Raw genomic sequence first — 21,565 nt, 5'->3', positions numbered from 1 at the left:
ATGAGTCCTACCTCATTCAGCACTCGAGATGAGGACCGTTAAAGATTGAATTCGAACTCCATTTAGACTGGTGTCACAATGTATGAACAAGCAATATCAAAGCGCTCATTTGATCGGTGCCCGGGAGAGGCTTTAAAAATCTACAAATTCAATTCGTAATAACGTATTGTTGAGCAACAGACCTCTAACCATGCATCAGCATCGACGCCATATTCTTTACATGGAGCCAGTAAACCAATGAATAAATATCGATTTCAGGATGAATCTCCGTCAGCAGAAGACCGATTTTTAGGAGGCGGACATCAACGCGCTGCGAGCGCTGTATGTGACACTCTAACTGAAGATAATGGTATAAATATAGTTGGTATTGAGGGGCCGCTCGGATCCGGGAAAAGCACCGTTATTGAGTTAATACGTCAGAAATTAGAGGGTAATCCTCAGCACAAGACTTTTGAGATCATAGATTTTAATGTTGAAAAATATCAGCATGGCGCCACAAAAAAAGCACTAATCGAGACTATCTATGACAATATAAACCGCCATTTTAAACCAGGCTGCACTGAGAGAGCACTTAAAGCAAAACAAATCGCCTTAGGCAATAAACTCGATTACAGCATCGACGTCAACAGCCATTTCAGCGCTTGGACAATCGCATTTGCAATTGCTGTCTTATTTGCTGTTGGGGCTGCAAGAGACGGTTTGACAGGTTTAGGATATTTTCTAGAGTTCGTCGTTTTACGTGAAAGCCACGAGCCCAGCTTTAAACACGGTCTAGCAGTTTTCTTTTTCCTATCGCCGTTTGTGATTCTCTTCCTCTCCTACCTAAAAGTAGAAAGATTAAACATCCCATCAATCTCAAACTTATTCAAACGTACCGGTAGCGACCGAGTTAGTGAGACATTCGATATTACGCGCGAAGTAGGGCCCTACGAGCTTGAGGAAGCATTAAAGGAATTTCAACACTCACTCAAAGAAGATGTCAAAATCATTTTGGTGATAGACAATATTGATCGAGTGACAGATGACAAGCTACGGGAAGTCTGGAGTGATATTGATGTTTTCAAGTCAATTGCGAATACGCAAATACAAGTTTTAATTCCCTATTCTGCTGTCCATGTAGAAGCCATCTTGAATAAAGAAGCCAAACAAGAGCATGCTGCCATCGGGAGAGAGTTTATTTCGAAACGAATACCGATCACGTTCCGAGTTTCACCACTGGTCACTGCCGACTGGAGAAAAGAGCTTGAGCGAATGGCTCAAGAATCTATACCTAAAATGCCAACAATTGAAGTTGACATGGCGACAAAATTGATTGGCATTTGGACCGGAGATGACGATGAAATAACGCCACGATACCTTAAGCGTCTTGTTAATTTGGTTGTGAGTTCAATGCTATTAGAAGCAGAGGAAATAAAATCCGCCACTGCATTTTATTATTACCTGGCCGTTTACTTAGGCGGCATACCTCTCGATCAAGTAGCTAGTGATTACGCAGAGGCTGAAGTGCCAAGAAGTTCGGTAGTAGACGACAGAATCGTTCAAAGCATGAAAGTGCTAAAGAGTGGTATTCCCCTTCAGGACATTACATTGGATTTAGCGTCAATACACTTTCAAACAAGCTATGAAATCGCGGAAAGTGAGTTTCTTATAAAACCAATAGAAAGTGCTTTACGTAAGAACGCACCTAAAGCACTGTTGAGCAAGCAAGGGATTCTAGGGTATGAATCCATTTTAGAGGATGCGATTGATCAGATTGGCACGGAAGATATTGTTGTAACAGCCGCACACATGCTTGAGGATAAAGCCACTCAAGAGTCGGGGCATGTCTGGATGAGCAAGTTTTTACCGGTAATTAATGACAAAACAAAATCTGATTCGCAGGAGTTAAATGACAGCGTTAAATACACAAGTGCATGGCAAACCGTTCACAAAGCCGGCTATCAAGTATCGGACGCAAAACTTCTTAGAATATACAATTCACTGAACAATAAAGCCCATAAAATTCAAGATGAAAACCTTGAGCTACTATATACGCTAAGCACCATTCTCAAAGTAATGCCGTCAATTATTTCGGATTTTAATGCCGTGACTTATGTCACCCTATTATGGCCTAATCGAAACAAGACACCTTATTGGAGTATCGAGGATATCGAGTTAGAGGAAGAGCAGGCGATTGCTCTCCTCAATGAGTTAGACCAAGTCCCCTATGATGAATCTGATGGGACTGCCTTAGCTGCGATAGCTGAACACACTAATGAACTGTTTGAGCATATTTTAACGTCGTATCGATTGAGCTGGGAGCGATTCGAATCAAAAAAACCTCAGCCGCTTGTCAAAATCTCAGACGCTGACAAGGATCCAGAAAGACTTACCCGAAATATTTTCAAAGTGGCATGGACTCAGGTTCAAATTGGAGAAATGCTGAAACAATTACAGAGCCTTACCAATGAAGACGCAAAATCAAAGCTGTGGGCTCAAATTATTACGGTTTGCCTAATAACTAAACAAAGGCCTCCGCAGGACGTAAGAAGCGAAGATCAGACTGACTATGCTTATTTAGCATCTTGTTTAGCCAGTCAGTGCTCGTTGGAAGACGTATATCAGGAATTGGCCCTAGAAGATCATTTAGTCCCTGTAGCAAGAGCTTTAAAGGTTTTAATCATTGATGACAAAGTGGACACTCTAGTCATTGGAGATGCGATCGAAAAATTTGAGTTGTTATTGTTATCCCAATTGCCAAGCGAAGAGATTCTACTCTGGCTGAAGCGCTGGGATGTGACAGATATAACACTCCCTCACGTACTAAGTGCGCCCAAGAGCTTTATCGATGCGGTGAGCGAAAGCCCATCGGGAGATGCGTTCGCAGAACATATACGCAACCTGTTAGGCGCGAAAAATGAAGCATGGTGGGAAAGCCAAATAAAAATTCCGCATGAGAATATCAGACACTTCGTTACAGCTTGCTTTTTGCAAAAAGGAAAATCATTCAAACAATGTGGCAATTTAACCGCTGCAATTATAACCATTATTTCAGATAAGGAGCGATTAAAAACTGCAGAAAAAAAATGGCTCAGCATGCTGGTAGAGATCTTAACTGGTCCTAGTCGTCGGCGTGTGATTTCGGCGGCTCAATCCGTGTTCAATATTCATAATTACCCACCGGACTACAAAATCATGCTAGTGAGCCACTTTGGAGTTGAGATCACATTTGATTTTAGTGATGTTGAAAAGGCCGCGGAAGTACTCTTATATCTTTTACAAGTCGGACGAGATGATGAAGGGTTTTTAAAGTGGCTAGACTCTCAAGACGCGAATTTGAGTAAATGGAGTAGCGAAAAGCTAGATGAATTGATCGAACTTTTAAACAACAACAATAAAATAAAAGCGCACCTCTCCAGCATTGCAAATCATAAGTTAATTCAAGAACGATTAGTCAACGAAGAAGATACGTAATCACTTTGTAAGCATCCCTTAAAATAGGACCAATGTGTCAATTTCCACAATAAATGCTAAATTCCCACAATAAGCGCTAACAAATTATTTTAAACGAGGAAGCCTGTAAGTCCAGTAAATTAAGCACTTCAAGAGCAGCAACAGGCAAGAGTTGTATTTTAGAATGGTTAAAATTCAAGTGAAATGGCTAAACTTGGTTCTTTAGAACAGCTTTCCCGAAATCCGATTTTGCAAATGCTTTATCCCGAGAAGACAATGTCAAACTTTCAGAATAGAGCTCAAACATGATCCAATTGACTTGGTGCGGGCGCAACTTTATAGTTTCGCTGACGCATGTCGCGCGATGGATTATCAAAAAGCTCTCTACCTAACTGGGTGTAGTAGTTATACCGCTCTGCAAATAATTAAAAATATATAACATGGGTATCTGAATAATAACCACATGAGTTTTTTAGTTTTATGTGCGCACTATTTAACTCTTGTATTTTCATGCTACAACAACGACTTGTCGAATTACACCAGACCTCTAGATTTTCTCCATTTGTAAGTTTCATTTCTGTAAGTTCACATTGATCACTTGGAACTTTTATAGTGCAAAAGCAGTCTTCGATTTGGACGTTTATATTTCTCATAAACTCTAAAACTCTTGTATCACCTGTTTAACAACTCCAATGATAGCAAACTTTCTCTGGGTGTCATGTGACCATTCTTAGGGAAGAACTCATTCCGTGAGTCTATCAATTGTTTCGACTAGATCTATTGAGGCCGTGTAAACGGAGCAAAAAACATGAGGAAGTCTGTCTAGAAAGGGAGGGGGGTTATAAAATTTGCATGGTTTATTTAGGTATTTTACCGAGTACTCGGAGTTCTCGATATCGTCCAGATAGATTGAAGGGTTGCCCCCAAGGTGTATGTATTCTTTGATTAAAGCTCTTTGTCTTGCTAATAATTTCCCAAATGAAATCAAATCGCTCTTATCTTCATCGTCTAACTTATCGAATAAATCAGCCCAACCAGCTTGAGCTACAATGACACGTTCAATATCAATTCCTGGGTAGAGCGCGGAAAGTGAGCCGTGAAACAGGTCCCAAAAGTTCGTTTTAACTTCAATATTAATATTATAGAGAGGGTTCTTATCGTTCCCTTCTGGCTGCCAAACTTTTACTGATTTGTTCTTCTGAAGAATCTGATCTGTTATGGCTTTTATAGCATAACGATACTCGTTGAGTTGGAACGCTTTTGTGTTTTCTGTGACAGCCCTATTTGATGCGGTAGCACTCGCAGCAAGTAGTTTATTGCTTTCATTGATTTGCTCTAAGCTTTTTGCAAAAAGAATAGCAGCAACCGCTGCGACCAAAGTTCCAAAGGTTCCGCTGAAGATACCTGCGAACCAATAAATATGCTCGTGATTAGCGGTAAATGTGCGCTCTGAGGCCATGAGATACACGAAGAGGACAATACTTGCTACTAATAAAATAAATCCGAACAAAAGTCCGAGAAAGACATTTTGATTGAGGAAATTTCTAGCTTTGTCTTCAGACATTTAATTCACTCTCTTTCAAATTATAAATATTAAAAGCTTGCGTTTTGGCTCTCTCGGTCGAAAATTGTATAGTCTGTGGTGCTATGAGATCGGTAAGTGGTGCGTCGTCATTGCTTATTTCCGATAAGTTACTACTGTTTTTTAGGACTTGCTATATATCCTTGCTTTTCATGCGTAGGCTGTTGTGGAAAAGCGTAATATAAGATTTCATTTCTGATCATTTGAGTTAAGTAGCTTTGTCTCAAAGCATCAGGTGAGCGTGAAAGTAGCGTTGCTAGGACAGTTCTCGATAGGTATTGCTCCTCGCATAACTTTAATATTAGTTCGTGCATTGTATCTTTTGATAATTTTCGTGTCTGATGAGCTTTTTGAGCAATTTGGTAGAGATTTTCTCGGAACTCTCCATGTAGCTCATTCAAATCATCTATGAACGGCTTATCTAATCCCTCAATGATTAGCCTTCCAAATGAATCTCTCGGAGGAGTGCTTACGTCACCTTCACCGTTAGAATGACTCCCTAATGAACTCAAACCTTCGGAGCTAGCATTCAAACCTTCGGAGCTACCTTCGAAGGTTTGGCGCGAGGCTTGGGAGCCTTGGAAGATCTCGTCAACAGTTGCGACGCTCTCGCCTGGTAATGTATAGAACTTAGCTTTTTGAGACCCTGTTGAAGTGAGAAAGCCGTTCCTCTCTAAGCGAGGCAGAGCTAACGTAACTTCTCTAGAATGCTCAGAAGTCAGTTGCATTACTCGTTCATGATTGACCCATTTCTCGCATGCTGCTGTGACGATGATTGTTCTATCAAGAGAGCTAAGAGTATGGAAGCTCTCTCCGAAACGCTGATAGAGCTCGTCTAGAATCTCTGCAGGCACGAGCTCTATCATTCGGAGCTCCAACAAAGTTTGCTCGGAATCTAACATCTCGTATAGCTTTGGAGGTTGCCAGTGTTGTGTTGACCAACTTCGGTATATTGAACTAACACCACTCCCCAACCGCTCACTTAGCCCGATCATTCGGAACATATCGTGTATATTAGAGTTGCGGCAATCTGACAAGCCGCCTTCAATTGCTCTTTCAATAGGAATTCGCATCAACCCGGGATTCCGAAAGCCAAACATATCAGGCCTCTTAACTACAGTTACGGGTTTTGTGCATGCGAAGTCTGCATGCGCTAGGGTGTTTACCAATGCCTCGCGAATTGCTACGTGGACAGGACTAGAGTCGCTCCGAGTGCCTTCTTTAATGCGAAATGTTATTTTCAGATTCTCAGTTAGCTTACGGTAAACTTTAAGGTAAAAATCAAAAAGATTTCCTGACCAAGTGCCGTCTATTGTAACCCTATCGATGTACCTGGAAGTACGGTCAGCTTCCTCTCGTTCAAGGTAGTCTAAATGAAAATGGCTTAGATGGTCTTTAATACTCGCTGCGCGTCCAAACATTAGGAGCCCAGCTAGTGTAAGCCCTTCCTCCCCAGTTTCTCGGTCAATTTTCCACCCACCTAACTGTCGAAGGAACTCTTTATTCTCTAAGCCATTGAATGGATGCTCTGGATTTCTGCTGGAGAATTGCTGGCGGTATCGCTGTAATGTATCTTTATCGAGATCACTTAAATCGAATTTGCGAAGTAGTTGCGCGTCCCTCGACTCACTGCCTTGTTCTGCATACATTCTTTGCAATGCTTCGCCAGTGATCTGATAATCGCCTTCATGGTGACGTACGTATGTGCCAAGCTTGGGATTCTGCTTAATGAAAACAGGTCTCAGTTTTCGGTCAGCTTTCGGGATAGATATTTTTAATATCACTTTCTCATCAATGATGATTTTTTCGACACTCTCATCTGTCAGGAGATTGCAGCTGACTTTTTGTGAGTTATTTAGTTGGTCAAAAAGCTGCTTTAAAATCGTCTCAGGATTTTTCACGCCAGTGACTTCGATAGACTTATGTTTACCTGCTCCAATTTCTGTAATACCAAGTAAAATGATTCCGCCATTTGTGTTAGCAAAAGCACTATAGGTTGGCCAAAAGTCAGTAGGGAGCTCACTTTGCGCACGCTTAAATTCAAGTTCATTTGATTCTTTAAGTTCGGAAATAATTGTTAGCTCATTATCTATGCGCATAAGTCTTTGCAGCTCCAAATTTATTCGTTACCTACTAAGCCAAGCATACTCTAAATACAAAGATAGAGCATTACGCCAACTATACTGAGTAAGTACGGCGAGAAGAGGAAGAGGGAATCAGGTTCGTTAAGTTGTTCGTCGAACCAATACTTTAGAATCAACCCAAGCACTAACAAGTACTTACGTTTAGATTCTTTCCATAATTCTCGGATATTGACTCGTCGGATAATTACGTCATGTGAAACATCAATTGCGTATTCAAACTCGGCGTTGAAAAAGTATTGCGGATGGAAATCTAGGGTGGGGTACTCGCCCGAAGGGTGGTCATAATCAGCTTCGCTTGGGGCGATTAAGTAGGCAATGCCGTCCCATTCATCAGTGTGCTCATGCTTCGATATTACACGATTGTCATGAGTTAGCCTTTTTGTCCATCGCTCTCTAATAGCCGAATGATATTTTGATGCATGATTGTAATAACGAATTGTAAGCAGAATAGAGGCAATACATAGTACCGTGAGTAAACGCTCAGGACTGTCAAAAGTTAACTCAAAAATCAAACCATTAACCTGCGTGAGACTTGCTCCAGCGAATGTCATAACGATAAGCACCGCTGAAACGGCCAGCAAGTTTCTACGACTTTTGGCCAAGCGGGTATCATTCTGCATGTTCTCTAAAACTTGTCGCTCTGTTGACTCTCTCAAAAGCTTCTCCAAACTGAGTTAAAATTAATTCTTGGCGGCGACCGGTTGGTAAGATCTTATAATTTATTGAGTGAAAGCTCATTTCGCAAAACCTACCTAGTTCAACTTGCCGTACCTGAAGTGTTTTCGAATATAAGCTTCCTTTTGCTCTGCTCGCGCAACGTGCCTGCGACAGCGCTTTTTGATATCAATTAAGAAACCAACATAATGGTGAAATAGAAAAAGGTAGGCATCTTTTTTGTACCAGATAATCACTTCTCCATCGCCTATAACCTCAGCATGAGGGTTTTCTTGAATGTCCAAAAACGGATTGGAATGATGAGTATCCTGATAAGACGCTTGGAATGTCTGTGTCACCTGCTTATTGATAAACTCTAAATGCATCACGTAACGTTCAGGATTGAAAGGTCTTTTGTGAATCTTGAAATACTGCCCCATTCCGAGGTATCGCATATAGGATATAAGGTCATCCGCATGGATTGGGATTTTTAAATGAATATTACCATCTGGCTTACGAACAGCTGTTCTCATCATATCCAAAAAACGCTTTTCACGACCATCTGTTTGAGTACTTGCACGAGTCAAGCTATCAACGACTAGATTGCTGTTAGCAGATTGAGATTTCGAGATAACTCCTATTACGTAATCCATATTACTTTTGTGGCCATTGCACTTTCGGCAGGCGAAAAAGTCACCATCACCTTTACCGCGCTTCCGTGAAAGAGCGGCATTAGGAATCATGTGTTCCACAGAGCTCTTCTTTGGTGAGTTGGGCTCTTCATTGAGTAACCCGCGACAATAAGGACAGTAAAGGTTTCTAATCATATCGTATCCACAAAGATGAACTACCAACCTGCAGGTTCTAGCGAGTTTTACTTGCAAGAGTAATCAAGGGTTTTGATGTTTCGGACTTTTAACGCCTTCATTGACTTTATTCCAGTCGATTTTCGACATCGATCATGAAATGTTAAGATCATCATCAATGCCTCGATGGTAAGTGCCTTCAAACTCTAAGTCATGGTATTTAAGTGCGCTTCTCAATCCTGAGGAACGACCGCCCGGCTTTCCCTTTCGCCATAGTTTTTTCAGATTTACATGCTTTAATGAAAAGAACTTAGGTGCGACCTTCTGTCGCTCAAACTCGACTTGAATTTGATTCTTGTCGTAGTTACCCCATGAGCCCCAGAATTCGACATTAAAATCTTCAAGCCATGAATCGATTTTCGGCACGACGTTTACATAGGTAGGTGACTTATCTACCTGAGTTTGCTCAATGCTGGTTAATGACGTGCAAAAGCCACTTAACTGCGGATGAAGGACTGGGCGCACAAGGAAAGAGCAAGAATCGTAGATAGTTCCGTTTCTATCGGTAATAACGCAACCAAACTCGATAATTTCCATATCCTCTATTATTTGAGTGCGCTCATGCTCGGGGACGTTGCCGTCCCAGCATGTTGCTTCAAGGTCTACGATTAGAAAGGGCTTTTCCATCAAAGATTTCTCAGCGGGCTTCAGTTGGAAGTCGATAAAATCTAACCGGTTTTTTCAGGTTCTTCGTTACGAATTCGGGTGTATATCTCTTCACGATGCACAGGCACATCTTTTGGTGCATTAATACCTATGCGCACTTGGTTGCCTTTTACACCCAGAATAGTGACGGTGATATCATCACCCACGATTAAGGTTTCGCCGATTCGTCTTGTTAGAATTAACATAAAGCCTCCATTGCTTAGGTTTGTGTTCCGATGTCAGCGGCTTAATATACGCGGCATCAGTGTGCGTTTAAGCCTAGTGTAAATTTAGAGCTCGCTCAATAGGGTAACTTGTAAGCAATCGCTGATTTATGGTACTTCTCTCTCGACCAGCTTCGCTTTTATATCCTCAGTTACTTGCCCTGTAACTCTCTCACTTTTGCTCTAATCTTTTCGAAACACGACTCGCAGAAATCGAAGTCAAAGCGCTCACCATCACGTTTTGAGCCGTAGCCAAAGGATGCTGTGAGCTTGGCATAGTCAGAAAAGTCATTGGCGTTTTTAAGATGTTTCTTTAGTACATTGGGTATGACGCTCTCGCCGCAGATGTCGCAGATAATATCTTCGATAACGGTAGTTGCTTGATTTGTTTCTTTCTTCATACAAACGCCTCAGATTGAATGCTGAAATTCAAGAGCGAATAATTCTTTGTAGATAGTCATTGAGTTCATCCATCGCAAGTAGCGAGCCGCACGTTAAAATGTCTAAAGGCGAATACCCATCCAGTGATTGGTGCTTGTTTTGTATCCATTCTCTGCGGTGTTGCTCTTGGAGAAAAAGAGCTTTTAATGCGTCATCGTAACTTGCAACTAGAAATAGGCGCTCTCTTTGGTCCGGCGTTAACCGTTGGTCGAGCTTTTGCTCTGGAGCCTCTATCGTTTGAATTGAAATGCCTACTAGGATGTTTGCCCAAAGCGCAGGTTGAACGCCCCATTCCTCAAGAATGCGTTTAAACCGGGAAACGGCCACTTGGTCATCGTTCAATGTGTAAGCGTTGTTGCGCTCCTTGAACACTATCGGATTTACACTTAGAGCGTAACTCATTCGCCTAGTCCCCAAGAAAACACATTGATACCTTAGAACTATTATGCTGGAACGGCAACAATAGTGCGATAACATCGCTATCATTAAGGCTTTTTCGAGCAGCCTCACCCCAGTTACTCATGTTTGAATAATCCATTATAATTAACAGGCCTTTGCAGTTCAGAGATTGGTTTTAACAGTATCAGCTTTAATGAAGTGGTGACGTAAATGCCGGTACCGAGAAATTACTATCATGCGACTGAGCAATTCGAAAATTTCATGCTCGATGCAAGAGATGTAGCAGACCTCCAAACCACAAATATGGCTTGGAATATGGTTGTAGGGGTTCTAGAAGCTTTTAGGCGACGGCTCAAATTAGAGGATGCAATCATATTTGCAAACCATCTTCCCACGGGCATTCGAGCGCTATTTGTAGCCGATTGGGATCCATATGAAGAGAAGCGAGAATTTGCCGATGAAGGCTCTTTGCTTGAGGAAATTAAAAGCGTCCGAAATCAACACAACTTTTCGCCCGATGATGCATGTTTGCGTAAGATTGGGGGCGAGGCATTCAAGTCCTGGCAAGTTGACGAAAGCGCAATAAGCAGGTTTTCTGAAGCAAGAACTCTGTTGATTTATTATAGGGGTGATTAAGTCTTTCAATCAGAACTAATTTGTGAATAGGATCATTCGCGCCCTCGTGCGAATCAGTCGCTTTACTACAACTCTGTGATATAAATATGGCATTTACAAAGCCTTTTTAAACAAAATGGAAATTTAATCTTGCAAAATTTACTTAAAGAACTCGAAGATCTCTTGCACAGAGACCAGTCTTTCATTTCGGATGGGGCGATTCTCAAGAATTCGGTGATCGAAGCTGCGCTTAAAATGGATGTTCGGTTGTTAGCACTTCTTTTAGAATCCGAGACTATCAAGGCTCATTTTTTTACTGAAGTTGGGGGAGCAATGGTCTTTGATAAGACTAAGTTTCAAGACTTTGTGTCTAATAAAGCTTTCCTGCCCGATAGCTACACCACTTTCAAGAACCGTATTGGCCTCACGGGCGGACGAGGCAACTACTTGAGTCAATCACATGAAGTAGTTCTGGACTGGCCCTACAAAGACTGTGTTCTGGAAGGCGGTATGACCAAAGAAGACATTAAACGCGACGAGGTGTTTTGGAACACGACGCTGGCTCCAGACGACATCACGCGTCTGTTCGAGCCCAAGGTGTTGGCTGGCTGGAAGCGCTGGGATGCCGAAGCCGTGGAAGCTGGCAAGGCTAAGTCCGTAGGCCAGATTTTGGAGGACGACAATCTGCTGATCAAAGGAAACAACCTGCTAGCGTTACATTCCCTAAAAGCCCGTTATTCGGGCAAAGTGAAGCTGATATATATAGATCCGCCATATAATACTGGAGATGATAGCTTCAGATATAACGATCGATTTCGTCATTCAACATGGCTCTCTTTCATGAAAAACAGATTATCTGTTGCTAGAGAGTTACTAAGATATGATGGGCATATTTACATACAGGTAGATGACTCTGAACACGCATACTTGAAAGTTCTTCTCGATGAAGTGATGGGACGGGAAAACTTTATAGCTTGCATTGCTTACGAGCGTTCTGGCGTTAGCGGACTTGGGCAAGGCGGTGCCCACCTGACCAACACTCATGAATTCATTCTGCTCTATGCAAAGGATAAGGGAAAATCAAAAACTAATGATAGCTTCGTATCGGAAGAAATAGATTTCGAAGTATTGAAGCGCTACAACAAAGTTTTCGTTGACGCGGGCGATAGTGAGCTGGTTACAAAATTCAAATCCCCAGCCACAGGTGAGGACGTCATTATCAGGAAACACCCTAATGCTAAGATTGATACGATCTCTCTGAGGTCTTTTGATGATCGCAAGCCGGAGATAATCAAAGAAGTATTTGACAAGTTCGACTTAGTCTTCAGAACAACAAGCGTTCAAAAAGAGAACACCTTTCAAAACCAGATTCTGGATAAATGTAGTAGTGGGCTATATTCAGCTGAATACCTCGTTAGTCGCGGTCGCGACAAGGGAAAGGTTGTCACCTCCTATTATTTAAACAAATCGGTGACAGCATGGTTGAAGGATACGGCCGTCAAAGAAAAGGGCACTGTTAACAAGACAAATCAAGTATCTCAATTTTGGAGTCATCGTTCGATACCAAAAGCAGACCTCGCAAATGAAGGTGGTGTAACCCTGAATAGAGGTAAAAAACCGGAAGCATTGTTAAAGCGAATAATTGAGCTTTCGACCGTACCTGGCGATATTGTTTTGGACTTCTTTGCGGGCTCAAATACAACAAGCGCAGTGGCACATAAAATGTCTCGACAGTGGATAGCTATTGAGCAGATGAGCTACGTCAATGGTCTGACGGACAAACGTCTTAAAAATGTCATTGAGGGTGAACAGGGAGGCATTTCAAAAGCGGTTGGTTGGCAAGGTGGTGGTTCGTTTGTCTATGCAGAACTCGCGGCATCGAATTCTACCTTTGCAGACCGGATCCGGGAAGCCACAGATATGGCGGAGCTCAAAATCATATATGCCGACATCCAAGCCACCGGATATATTCGTTATGACGCAGACCTGAGCTGTTTTAACACCGATGATTTCGCTGCGCTTTCTCTAGAGGATGGCAAGCAGGCGTTGATGGATATCCTTGACACCAACCATCTCTATGTCAACTTCGGATCGCTTGGTGATGCAGACTACGACATCTCCGATGAAAACGTTCGTATGACTCGTTCTTTCTATGGGGTGGACAAATGAGTCAGACTCTCAATGAACAGATAGATGCGGTTGCTAAGTTTGGGATGCTCAAGGCGGACATCCCCGACGACATCACGACCAACCTTGCGTCTAACATCAAGTTACGTCCATATCAACGTGCAGCGATAGAGCGCTGGCTCTTCTACATCGACAAGTATGATGGACGTCCTAAGGCACCGCATCTGCTGTTCCACATGGCTACAGGCAGCGGCAAAACGGTGTTGATGGCGACACTGATCCTCGATCTCTATCGGCGCGGTTATCGCAATTTCTTATTCTTTGTGAATTCCGCCCAGATCATCGAGAAGACCAAAGAAAACTTTATGAATCCGGCATCGTCAAAGCACCTCTTCTCGCCTACGGTTCGGATCGATGAGAAACCCGTTGAGATACGCGCAGTTGAAACTTTCGACGCGGTATCAAACGATGCGATTAATATTCATTTTACCACAATTCAAGGGCTACACACACGGATCCAAGCCCCGAAAGAGAACTCCGTCAGCATCGAGGATTTCCGTAACTACAAGGTAGTGATGATTTCGGATGAAGCGCACCATTTGAACGCCGAGACCAAGAATACCCTTACCAAGGGAGAAGCCCAGGATAAGGCCAGCTGGGAAAGCACAGTGTCCGAGATTTTCCGTCAGCATCCTGAGAACATGTTGTTGGAGTTTACTGCGACCGTGGATTTGAGCCACGAGGCGATCCGGAAAAAGTACCACGATAAGATACTTTACGACTACTCGCTTAAACAATTTCGTGAGGAAGGCTATTCTAAGGACATTGAACTTCGACAAGCTGACTTGCCGCCTAAAGATAGAATGATGCAGGCGGTGGTGTTGAGCCAATACCGCCGTAAAGTCGCCGAAGCACATGGGCTCCATTGCAAGCCCGTTATCTTGATGAAATCCAAGACAATTAAAGACAGTGCAGAGAACGAAGCTGCGTTCACTTCGATGGTAGCTGAACTGACAGGTGAGGCACTGGACACGCTCAAAAAAGCTTCAGAGGGAGATGAAACTCTTTCGAGGGCGTTCACCTTTATTATGGACACGCGGGCCATGAGCGGCGCGGATTTTGCCCTTGAGCTACAAGGCGATTTTTCGCCTGAAAAGGTGGTAAATGTCAACAACCCCAAGGATTTGGAAAGTAGGCAGATTGAGTTGAACGCATTGGAGGAGCACGACAACGAAATACGGGTCATCTTTGCAGTTGATAAGCTAAACGAAGGCTGGGACGTGTTGAACTTGTTCGATATTGTGCGGTTGTACGATACCCGCGATGGCAAGGCGAATAAGGTGGGCAAGACTACTATGGCCGAAGCGCAGTTGATCGGACGCGGGGCGAGATACTTCCCTTTTGTAGCTCCAGATCAGCCAGACGCAGCGCGTGAAAAACGTAAGTACGACAGCGCGTTGGATACTTCTCTGCGGATCTTGGAGGAGTTACATTACCACTGCTCTCACAATCCGAAGTACATTCAGGATATACGCAACGCGCTTCGCGAAACCGGGATGCTGGATGACTCGGCCCGAACCGTGAAGCTGCGACTCAAGCAAAGTTTTAAACAATCTGCGTTTTACTTGTCTGAACATGTATGGGTAAATGATCGGGTGAGAAACCCACGCGACGACGTGATGGGGCTCGATTCATACAAAATCGAAAACCACTTTATCTATCCTAACCTTATGACAGGGCGGATAACGGAAGCCTCAGCCTTTAGTGGTGGGGAGTTAAAGCGTAAACGATCGAGCACAGAACCCGTGTCCCGCGATTTCGTAGTGGCAAATTTCAGCAAGTCCATTCTGGGTACTGCCATGGATGCGAACGAGTTTTTTCACTATACAAATCTGCGGAACTACTTTCCGAAGCTCGCAAGTGTTTCGGAATTTATAAGTTCCGACTTATATCTTGGTGGCGCAACAGTTAGCGTGCGTGGGCTGCCCGAAGACTTAGATAATTTAACAGCACGTCAAAAGCTATCTATTGTGCAATACACTCTGAATCAAATCGAAACCGGCATTAAACGCGAGAGTGTTGAGTATGTAGGCACAAAGGAATTTAAACCTAAGAAAATTAGCGAATGCTTTATAGACAAAACACTAAAACTCCGTATGGAAGGCGAGACTGGATTAAGCTGGGTCAAAGGCGAGAGTAATGTACCAGATTTAGATCAGATCGACCTGACAACCAAGGACTGGTATGCTTATGATGATTGTTACGGAACCGACCAAGAGAAGCACTTCATCAGGCATCTTAATGACCATGCTGATCGATTACTAGGATTGTATGATGATTTTCATCTACTTCGAAACGACAAGGCGGTAAAACTATTCTCATTCGAGAGCGGGCAGGCTTTTGAGCCTGACTTTATTCTCTTTCTAAGACGCACTGAGTGGGAAAGTGAAAGCGTTATGCAGCTATTCATTGAACCCAAAGGTCTTCACCTCGCGGAACAGGAAAAATGGAAGCAGGAATTTCTAAAACAAGTTAACTATGAGGCGAAGATGCACGTCATCTTTCAAGGCAGAGATTACAGAATACTTGGTCTTCCTTTCTTTAATAACGCTGCGCCTTGGATTAATGAGTTTAGTGAGTGCCTAGAAAGTATAGTCGGTACTAAAGAGAGCGAATAAACCTTTGTGCCCGAATACTAATTTCCTTGAGAACTCAAATCCGAGCGAGCTGACTTGCAATGCGTATGGTCATTCACTGGGCAGATTCGCAATGAATGTCTTAACTGACGATAATACAGGTCACTAACAGATACCAAATTATAAATAAAAGCTGGGTGGGATTCCACAACCGGGGCCGGTCGCTTCATGGATGTAAAGTCCGATGGAACACCGTTTAAGGGTGTCAGAAAAGAGAAATAGCTAGCGCTATGAATGCGCCTCCTGTGTAAGCGGGAGGCGCATTAAATCAACGTACGTCAATCGCAGGGGCCTAATCGATCTAGTCGCACGAAGGCCGATAAATTTGAGATTGACTCTCGAGCTTGGCCTATCTTATCCGCCAATTTTCGGATGCTGCAGTCAAGGATGATTGTGCAAAGTTGGTGTTGACCTTAAGGAATTAAGAATGCCTTTAAAATTCACCGTATTACCTAATGATAAATTTACGTGGAGTGTCACTGCCTATGGGCAGCTCCGCTCCTCTATTAAAACTCCTGACGCGCCCTCGCTTGATATTCAGCTCGTAGCTCAAGAAACTGGAGAGCAACGGATTGTACAAATCGGTCTGTTTGATGCGCTCGAAATTCCCATCGGGAGCTATTGGAGAGGGCAAAAGAGAGTCCGTTATCCAGACCAAAATCAGGTAGTCATTAAAACATTCAAACTAGAAATTACAGAACTTAACGAGAGCAGCTTTATAAAGGCTTACAGCAAGGACGAGGAGGCTGAAGAGCTAGCTTGGAATAGAGCGCTTGAACGCGCCCAAAAGCAGAAAGTCGCGGCACCATCATCCAGGCCAAATCGATATGTAATCCCGCCCCAAATATTAAAAGTGAATAAAAGGCTAGCTGGAACAAACTATCTTGATGTGACAGCAGTGAATGGGACTCAGGTGCTTATTCCTTCATTGACCATATTTCTTCGCATGTATGGAGCTTCAAAACGTTTTAAGGAGTACTTTTTAAACTACAAGTTACAGTTTGCTCTTGGAAAAATGATTTTCCCTGTCGACCTAAACAAGTTGGAAAACCGTCCTGATCCGAGTGATTATGTAATCGGGTTGAGCAAAGAAATGTATGACGATGATTCACCATTTATTCACCAGTTGCTCGAGGCTGATTACTTCAAAGGTGTGCATCGTTTTATTCGACATCAACTCAATACCCAGCTTAAGCACGGTGTTTACCTGAAGGTCCCAATGTGGTTTAAAGGAACGATGCGATTGCAGGTTAGAGGTGTGCCATATACTACTGAATGTGGAAAAGCGCGCTTTCTTGTTTACGACATACTAGGTCTATCTTACCCCAGCTTTCCAACGTTCTTCCTTGATAGGAGCAATACCACCTATACCAATGATGATGACATTAACGATGAGGGCGACGATAAGCCACCTGGGTGGAATGGTCCTTATGGGTATCCACATGACGGGAAAGAAGACGAGCGTGACTCGCAATATCCACCTGGCCATAACGCAGGTATGGTCTCATATTCGGCTCCACCGATTTCAATTTTAGGAGCTAAGCCGGAAATCACTAAAGCGATTCGAAAGTCTAAAGTGACTGGTGGGCGACCAGACAAAGAGCACTACGGGGTGGGGTATGAATCGACAAGTACCTCCGAAGCATTCTCAGACAATGATGACATTGCAAAAGCTAGAGAGCAGCAAGAGCCGCAAAAAGACGATGATTCGAAGAAGGCATCTGCAAACGGCAAAAGGCTTACCAAAGACGTTATAGGCCTTCTTGAGAAGGCATTAGAAAGCTTGCACGGCATTGGTGCTCTCTGCGATTTTCAGTTTATCGGAGGAACCGAAGGCGACTACTACTTAACTAAAAGCTTTCAGGCGCTCGAATTTTCCGGCGAGGTATCCGATGTTTGGTCGTATCATGGCAAAGATCCGAATGACCGACGATTATTGGTGGTTGCTAAACTAACCTTGAACGGCGGAGAAGAGGTCTTTGTCTGTGAAATTCAACCTCGAATCAACCGAAAAGGAAACTCAGATGGCAATCTAAAAGGCTGCGTTTTCCTTGGGCTACCTACCGGCTTTGGTTCAGAAGAGCTTGATACACTTATCGCATCTTTAGTTCTCAGCAAGGGAGTGTGGAGCAAAGTGCCGCTAAGCAACACTGGTCCGCGATATCCATATCGACACGTTGGCAGCCCCACAGAAGCCATGATGGCTCGGTCTATAACAGCCGCTATAGAGAAATTACCGGGTATGCAACCGGAACTCAAAACAGGCAAACAAAAGCGTAAAAAAGGCGCGAGCAAAGCAGAAACGTAAGTTTATCATTTCAATCAGAGTCATCGTGCGTGAGCGTTAACATGTACCTAAGCCCCTTAATTCTGACCTCCAATCCAGTTTCGTTATCGTGATAGACATGCTTCATAGTGACCTGAGGCAGTAACGATTTTGGAACGCCGTGCAAGTAGTTGAGAGCCGCATAAATAACTTTAATGGGTGGGCGTTTTTCTTCCTGTTTTGGTTGTCGTAGATACGCTTTTAAGATGGACTTGCTGGATGTTTTGCATCGTTTCCGTTTTGCAGTTATTGGCGCTCTAGGTCCGTTAAAGAAAACAAGGAATCCGGTAAGGGAGGCTTCAAGTCCGGGATAATGCCTTAAAAACTCTGAAACGGAAGCTTCACTGAGCTGCCTGTTGCAGCGCTTTAGGTACGTAGTAAATGAGACAACAGCGCTTAACTGCTGCTTGAGTGTTCGTAATTTTATCTCGTTGCGCTCGATTCGAGTCCGACAATGTTTTGCATAGTGCTGAGCTTCCGTTGAGAGTGGATAGGAGTTTGGCTGGTAAATATATTCTAAATGCTTGTAAATAGAGCGCCATGTTGATACGTCCGCAAGCACTTCAGCGGGAATGATTTTACCGAGGGACTCATAGAATAAGCGAGCATACCCATCTTTTCGAAGTAGCTCTTTGTCAAGCGGTGCAAGTATATGCGCGCTCAGAAACCATTCATCAGGGCTTTCATCAACGATTTTGAAAAGCGGATGAAATCTATTTACGCTCACGACTGCTTTTAGTGGTGTGGTATGACAAAGAAGCCACTCTGCAAACGCGATGATATCGTGCTGAGTACTCTTTTGTTCATAAAGGTGTATCGCTATTTGCGCTTTACTTCGGGTTAGCTTCTTAAGGTAGCAATCCCGACAACGCAAGCCTAAGCCTGCAGGGTAATCATCGGCGCAATCAGGGCAGGGTATCAAACCAAGCCGGTAACACTTGCTACATAAATGATGTCCATCCTTTTCTTTTAACGGGTGTCTTGCTCTACCGCATAATTCACATGGGTTGTAATAAGCACTAATGCAGCTTTTACAGATAGCTTCGGTGACACCAAACTCAAGTGCTTTAGCTAAATGCGCGCTGAGCTTGCCACACCGAGGGCATGCCTTCTCTGTTTTGAAATGAGGCGCGCATGTATTACAGACAGGCTTGTCTTTGAAGTAGCAGCCAATCGGGTAATTTGTACGATGGCAACGAAAACATGGAATCATCTTTGGGCGGCAGGCTCGGCAGTATGCAAAGTCTTGCTTTGGATGAATACGATATCCCTGCCCACACGCCTGGCATTCTTTCCTTATGAATACTCGGGCATAACACGCGCAGCAAAATCCATCGCCTTTATAGATGCTATGAAATGTCGCCGTCAAACGCCCGCATTCTCCACAACGTTTCTGAGCAGGCTGTGGTTTAAAGCCGTTGTTGAGCTCACTTGTCATCTGCGCGAATACTCTTATGTAAGATTTTAATAAGGCGCTGCGTCGCTTCTAATGAGCGTGGCTCTGGCCATCTTATAGACGCATCTCTTTGCCTTAGTCGCACGCGCTGATGTGTTGGAAGCTGCTTTGAGATGCGAAGGATTTTGTTTGATAGCTCGGTTTTGTCCTTGAGGAAGGCGGATTGCGTCACGCCAGTCTCGATGAGCAGATCAACAAGTGAAGAGTCCTTCAACGACATGAGCTTAAAGGCGGCAGTAAGCAATGCGTGTCGGTCCTTTATGGATAACTCTGTAAAACAAATAGAGCAAAGTGGGCTGCGAGTATCGTTTGCAATGTTAATGAACGTGTGAAGTGGAGAGTTATGCATATTTCGTTTAGAAGCGAGGGATTGGCGAATCAACTTAATCAGGAATTTTAACGTCGTAAAATCTTGCGCAACCGGCTCTTTAGCATAGAGCGCTTCAATCAGTTGTCCTTGGATCTCATGGCTTTGTTTTGATGCAACAGCTTGGTTGCTTACAGCGGTTAAGTCGCCGTGGCAAGATGTGCAGTAGCGTAGGCTTTTACTCGAAAGGGTGTGCCGAGATAGGTTGACAGCATAATGACAATGTGAACAAGCCTCACTCAGAATCGTTTTATGGGTTGGACAGGTGGTCACCCATGAGAAACGCCAAGACTTTCGCATATATGGAATATCATCTTCGGCTAGGCATTGTGGACAAAAAGCAAAGCTTGATTGGCGAGAGCGATTTCGATGACTGAGTGACGTCACCCAGTACCAGCGCTGCTGCGGATTAAGGGGTGAGAGATTCATTTGCCGAGCCCAAGGGGTAAGCGTGACGTGATAAAGTAAATCGCGGTGAATTTGAATCTCTTGACTGAGCTCTTCTAATCGCTGGTTTGGGAGCCAGCGATCAATATCTCTTGTCCATACTCGCCAGTGGCCCCAGATAATTCGTCCAATCGCGAGTGGCTCTATCGCGTGTCGAAGCCCTGCCCGAATAAGCCAAGATGATAGAGCCTCATCGGGCAGTAACTCTGTATGAATGTGCCACGAATTTATTGAAAGGTTGCTGAGTTCAATGCTTGTTATACATTGATATTTCGCATGCCTTGTGTCGGCGTATGCCATCGGTATTTGCTCAGAACGCTCATGTCGATTTGCTCACGACCCGTTCTAATAGCATCGGTTGCACACAATTTCAGTAGCTCATGTATGTTGCCGATGATTCCCTGAGAGATGCTCAGTATCAACTTCGCTTTTTCTAGCTCACTAAGCTTTGATTCTTTGCGAAGTGGAAGCCCGCGCTCAAAGCTCAGTAGTAATTGCTGAAATTCTTTACCCATTTTCCAGTTTGGCAGCGAAATGACAGAGAATCTACTGGAATGCTGGGAGTCAGTTTGAATCACTTGAACGGCTTCTTTGGTACCAGCGGCAATGACAGAGATTTTTATCTTGTTAGTTAGGTACTTTATCTCGTTCATCACTTGTCTTTGTAACTTTGGGGTACCGGTCAGAAGCGAGTGAAACTCATCGATCATGAGAATTCTTACGTTACATTCGCGTAGCACATCCACCGCTTGTTGCTGAAGCTCAATAAGGGGTTGGCTTGGCCTAAATGGCGAATGAAACTGTTGAAGTATTTCGGTGTATAGCTGCTTTGGATTGGCTTGTGATGTTTCTATTTTCACAACGGGAATTTGGTATTCATCCTCATTGAGATTCGAGGGTGGGTGCTGCTCTAAAAAACGCTCTAAGATAGATGATTTTCCATTATTCGGGTTGCCGGTGACGAGCAGTGAGCGCATACGGGTCTGTTGAGGATAGTTATATAAATCCTCCATCTCCCGTAGGACATTTTTGGCTGTAGGATACGCTATCCACCGTGGCGCCTTTATAAAGTGTATTCGCTGCTCATCGGGCAACGCTGCAATCGGTCTGTATTTTTCACTTAAATGGGCAAAGGTGCTCAAGC

16 protein-coding genes are annotated in these 21,565 nt (G+C 43.6%); 5 read left to right on the top strand and 11 right to left on the bottom strand.

Going from position 1 to position 21,565, the window contains the following annotated elements; all coding sequences use genetic code 11:
• The first annotated feature begins 237 nt into the window (after positions 1-237).
• Positions 238-3,453: a P-loop NTPase fold protein gene (locus CWE11_RS02835; protein ID WP_126776089.1), complete on the top strand. Its 3,216-nt coding sequence runs from the start codon at positions 238-240 to the stop codon at positions 3,451-3,453.
• Positions 3,454-4,174: 721 nt separating this feature from the next.
• On the opposite strand, the gene CWE11_RS02830 is transcribed toward CWE11_RS02835, so the two are convergent.
• The 8 genes from CWE11_RS02830 to CWE11_RS02795 form a co-directional block, all read right to left on the bottom strand.
• Positions 4,175-4,996, bottom strand: coding sequence for a hypothetical protein (locus CWE11_RS02830; RefSeq protein WP_126776088.1), 822 nt, complete (start codon positions 4,994-4,996; stop codon positions 4,175-4,177).
• A gap of 131 nt (positions 4,997-5,127) precedes the next feature.
• Entirely contained in the window at positions 5,128-7,113 is a 1,986-nt protein-coding gene (locus CWE11_RS02825) for an RNA-binding domain-containing protein (protein ID WP_126776087.1), read from the bottom strand.
• Between the two features lie 50 nt (positions 7,114-7,163).
• Positions 7,164-7,814 carry a hypothetical protein gene (locus CWE11_RS02820; RefSeq protein WP_126776086.1) on the bottom strand — a complete coding sequence of 217 codons (651 nt, stop codon included), beginning with the start codon at positions 7,812-7,814 and terminating at the stop codon, positions 7,164-7,166.
• Between the two features lie 96 nt (positions 7,815-7,910).
• Positions 7,911-8,564, bottom strand: a complete 654-nt coding sequence (locus CWE11_RS02815; protein WP_126776085.1) for a hypothetical protein — start codon at positions 8,562-8,564, stop codon at positions 7,911-7,913.
• Between the two features lie 207 nt (positions 8,565-8,771).
• The gene (locus CWE11_RS02810; RefSeq protein ID WP_126776084.1) at positions 8,772-9,305 is read right to left on the bottom strand and encodes a 3'-5' exonuclease; all 534 of its coding nucleotides are present in this window, start codon (positions 9,303-9,305) and stop codon (positions 8,772-8,774) included.
• A 41-nt stretch (positions 9,306-9,346) separates the two neighbouring features.
• Complete coding sequence (gene csrA / locus CWE11_RS02805; protein WP_126756871.1) at positions 9,347-9,529, bottom strand: carbon storage regulator CsrA; 183 nt, start codon at positions 9,527-9,529, stop codon at positions 9,347-9,349.
• Positions 9,530-9,699: 170 nt separating this feature from the next.
• Positions 9,700-9,948 (bottom strand): hypothetical protein, encoded by a 249-nt coding sequence (locus CWE11_RS02800; protein ID WP_126756872.1) that lies wholly within the window; start codon positions 9,946-9,948, stop codon positions 9,700-9,702.
• A 28-nt stretch (positions 9,949-9,976) separates the two neighbouring features.
• On the bottom strand, positions 9,977-10,390 hold the full coding sequence (locus CWE11_RS02795) for an antitoxin Xre-like helix-turn-helix domain-containing protein (RefSeq protein WP_126776083.1): 414 nt from the start codon (positions 10,388-10,390) through the stop codon (positions 9,977-9,979).
• Positions 10,391-10,597: 207 nt separating this feature from the next.
• On the opposite strand from CWE11_RS02795, the gene CWE11_RS02790 reads away from it, so the two are divergent.
• From CWE11_RS02790 to CWE11_RS02775, 4 genes are all read left to right on the top strand, one after another.
• Positions 10,598-11,023, top strand: coding sequence for a DUF2267 domain-containing protein (locus CWE11_RS02790; RefSeq protein ID WP_126776082.1), 426 nt, complete (start codon positions 10,598-10,600; stop codon positions 11,021-11,023).
• A 129-nt stretch (positions 11,024-11,152) separates the two neighbouring features.
• Entirely contained in the window at positions 11,153-13,171 is a 2,019-nt protein-coding gene (locus CWE11_RS02785; RefSeq protein WP_126776081.1) for a DNA methyltransferase, read from the top strand.
• Positions 13,168-15,807, top strand: coding sequence for a DEAD/DEAH box helicase family protein (locus CWE11_RS02780; protein WP_126776080.1), 2,640 nt, complete (start codon positions 13,168-13,170; stop codon positions 15,805-15,807). The genes CWE11_RS02785 and CWE11_RS02780 overlap by 4 nt, the downstream gene beginning before the upstream one ends.
• Positions 15,808-16,252: 445 nt before the next feature.
• Positions 16,253-18,133, top strand: coding sequence for a hypothetical protein (locus CWE11_RS02775; RefSeq protein ID WP_126776079.1), 1,881 nt, complete (start codon positions 16,253-16,255; stop codon positions 18,131-18,133).
• Between the two features lie 10 nt (positions 18,134-18,143).
• On the opposite strand, the gene CWE11_RS02770 is transcribed toward CWE11_RS02775, so the two are convergent.
• From CWE11_RS02770 to CWE11_RS02760, 3 genes are read right to left on the bottom strand one after another with little or no spacing between them, the layout of a single operon-like run.
• On the bottom strand, positions 18,144-19,589 hold the full coding sequence (locus tag CWE11_RS02770) for a hypothetical protein (RefSeq protein ID WP_126776078.1): 1,446 nt from the start codon (positions 19,587-19,589) through the stop codon (positions 18,144-18,146).
• Positions 19,579-20,721, bottom strand: a complete 1,143-nt coding sequence (locus CWE11_RS02765; RefSeq protein WP_126776077.1) for a TniQ family protein — start codon at positions 20,719-20,721, stop codon at positions 19,579-19,581. Before CWE11_RS02765 ends, CWE11_RS02770 begins: the two co-directional genes overlap by 11 nt.
• A complete protein-coding gene (locus CWE11_RS02760) occupies positions 20,679-21,563 on the bottom strand; it encodes a TniB family NTP-binding protein (protein WP_126776076.1) in 885 nt (294 codons plus the stop codon). Before CWE11_RS02760 ends, CWE11_RS02765 begins: the two co-directional genes overlap by 43 nt.
• Positions 21,564-21,565: the final 2 nt, after the last annotated feature.

Origin of the sequence: Aliidiomarina sanyensis (assembly GCF_003987175.1) — a bacterium.
Lineage (GTDB): Bacteria > Pseudomonadota > Gammaproteobacteria > Enterobacterales > Alteromonadaceae > Aliidiomarina > Aliidiomarina sanyensis.
The sequence above is the reverse complement of the archived record's forward strand: the minus strand, read 5'-3'. Positions and strand labels throughout refer to the sequence as shown.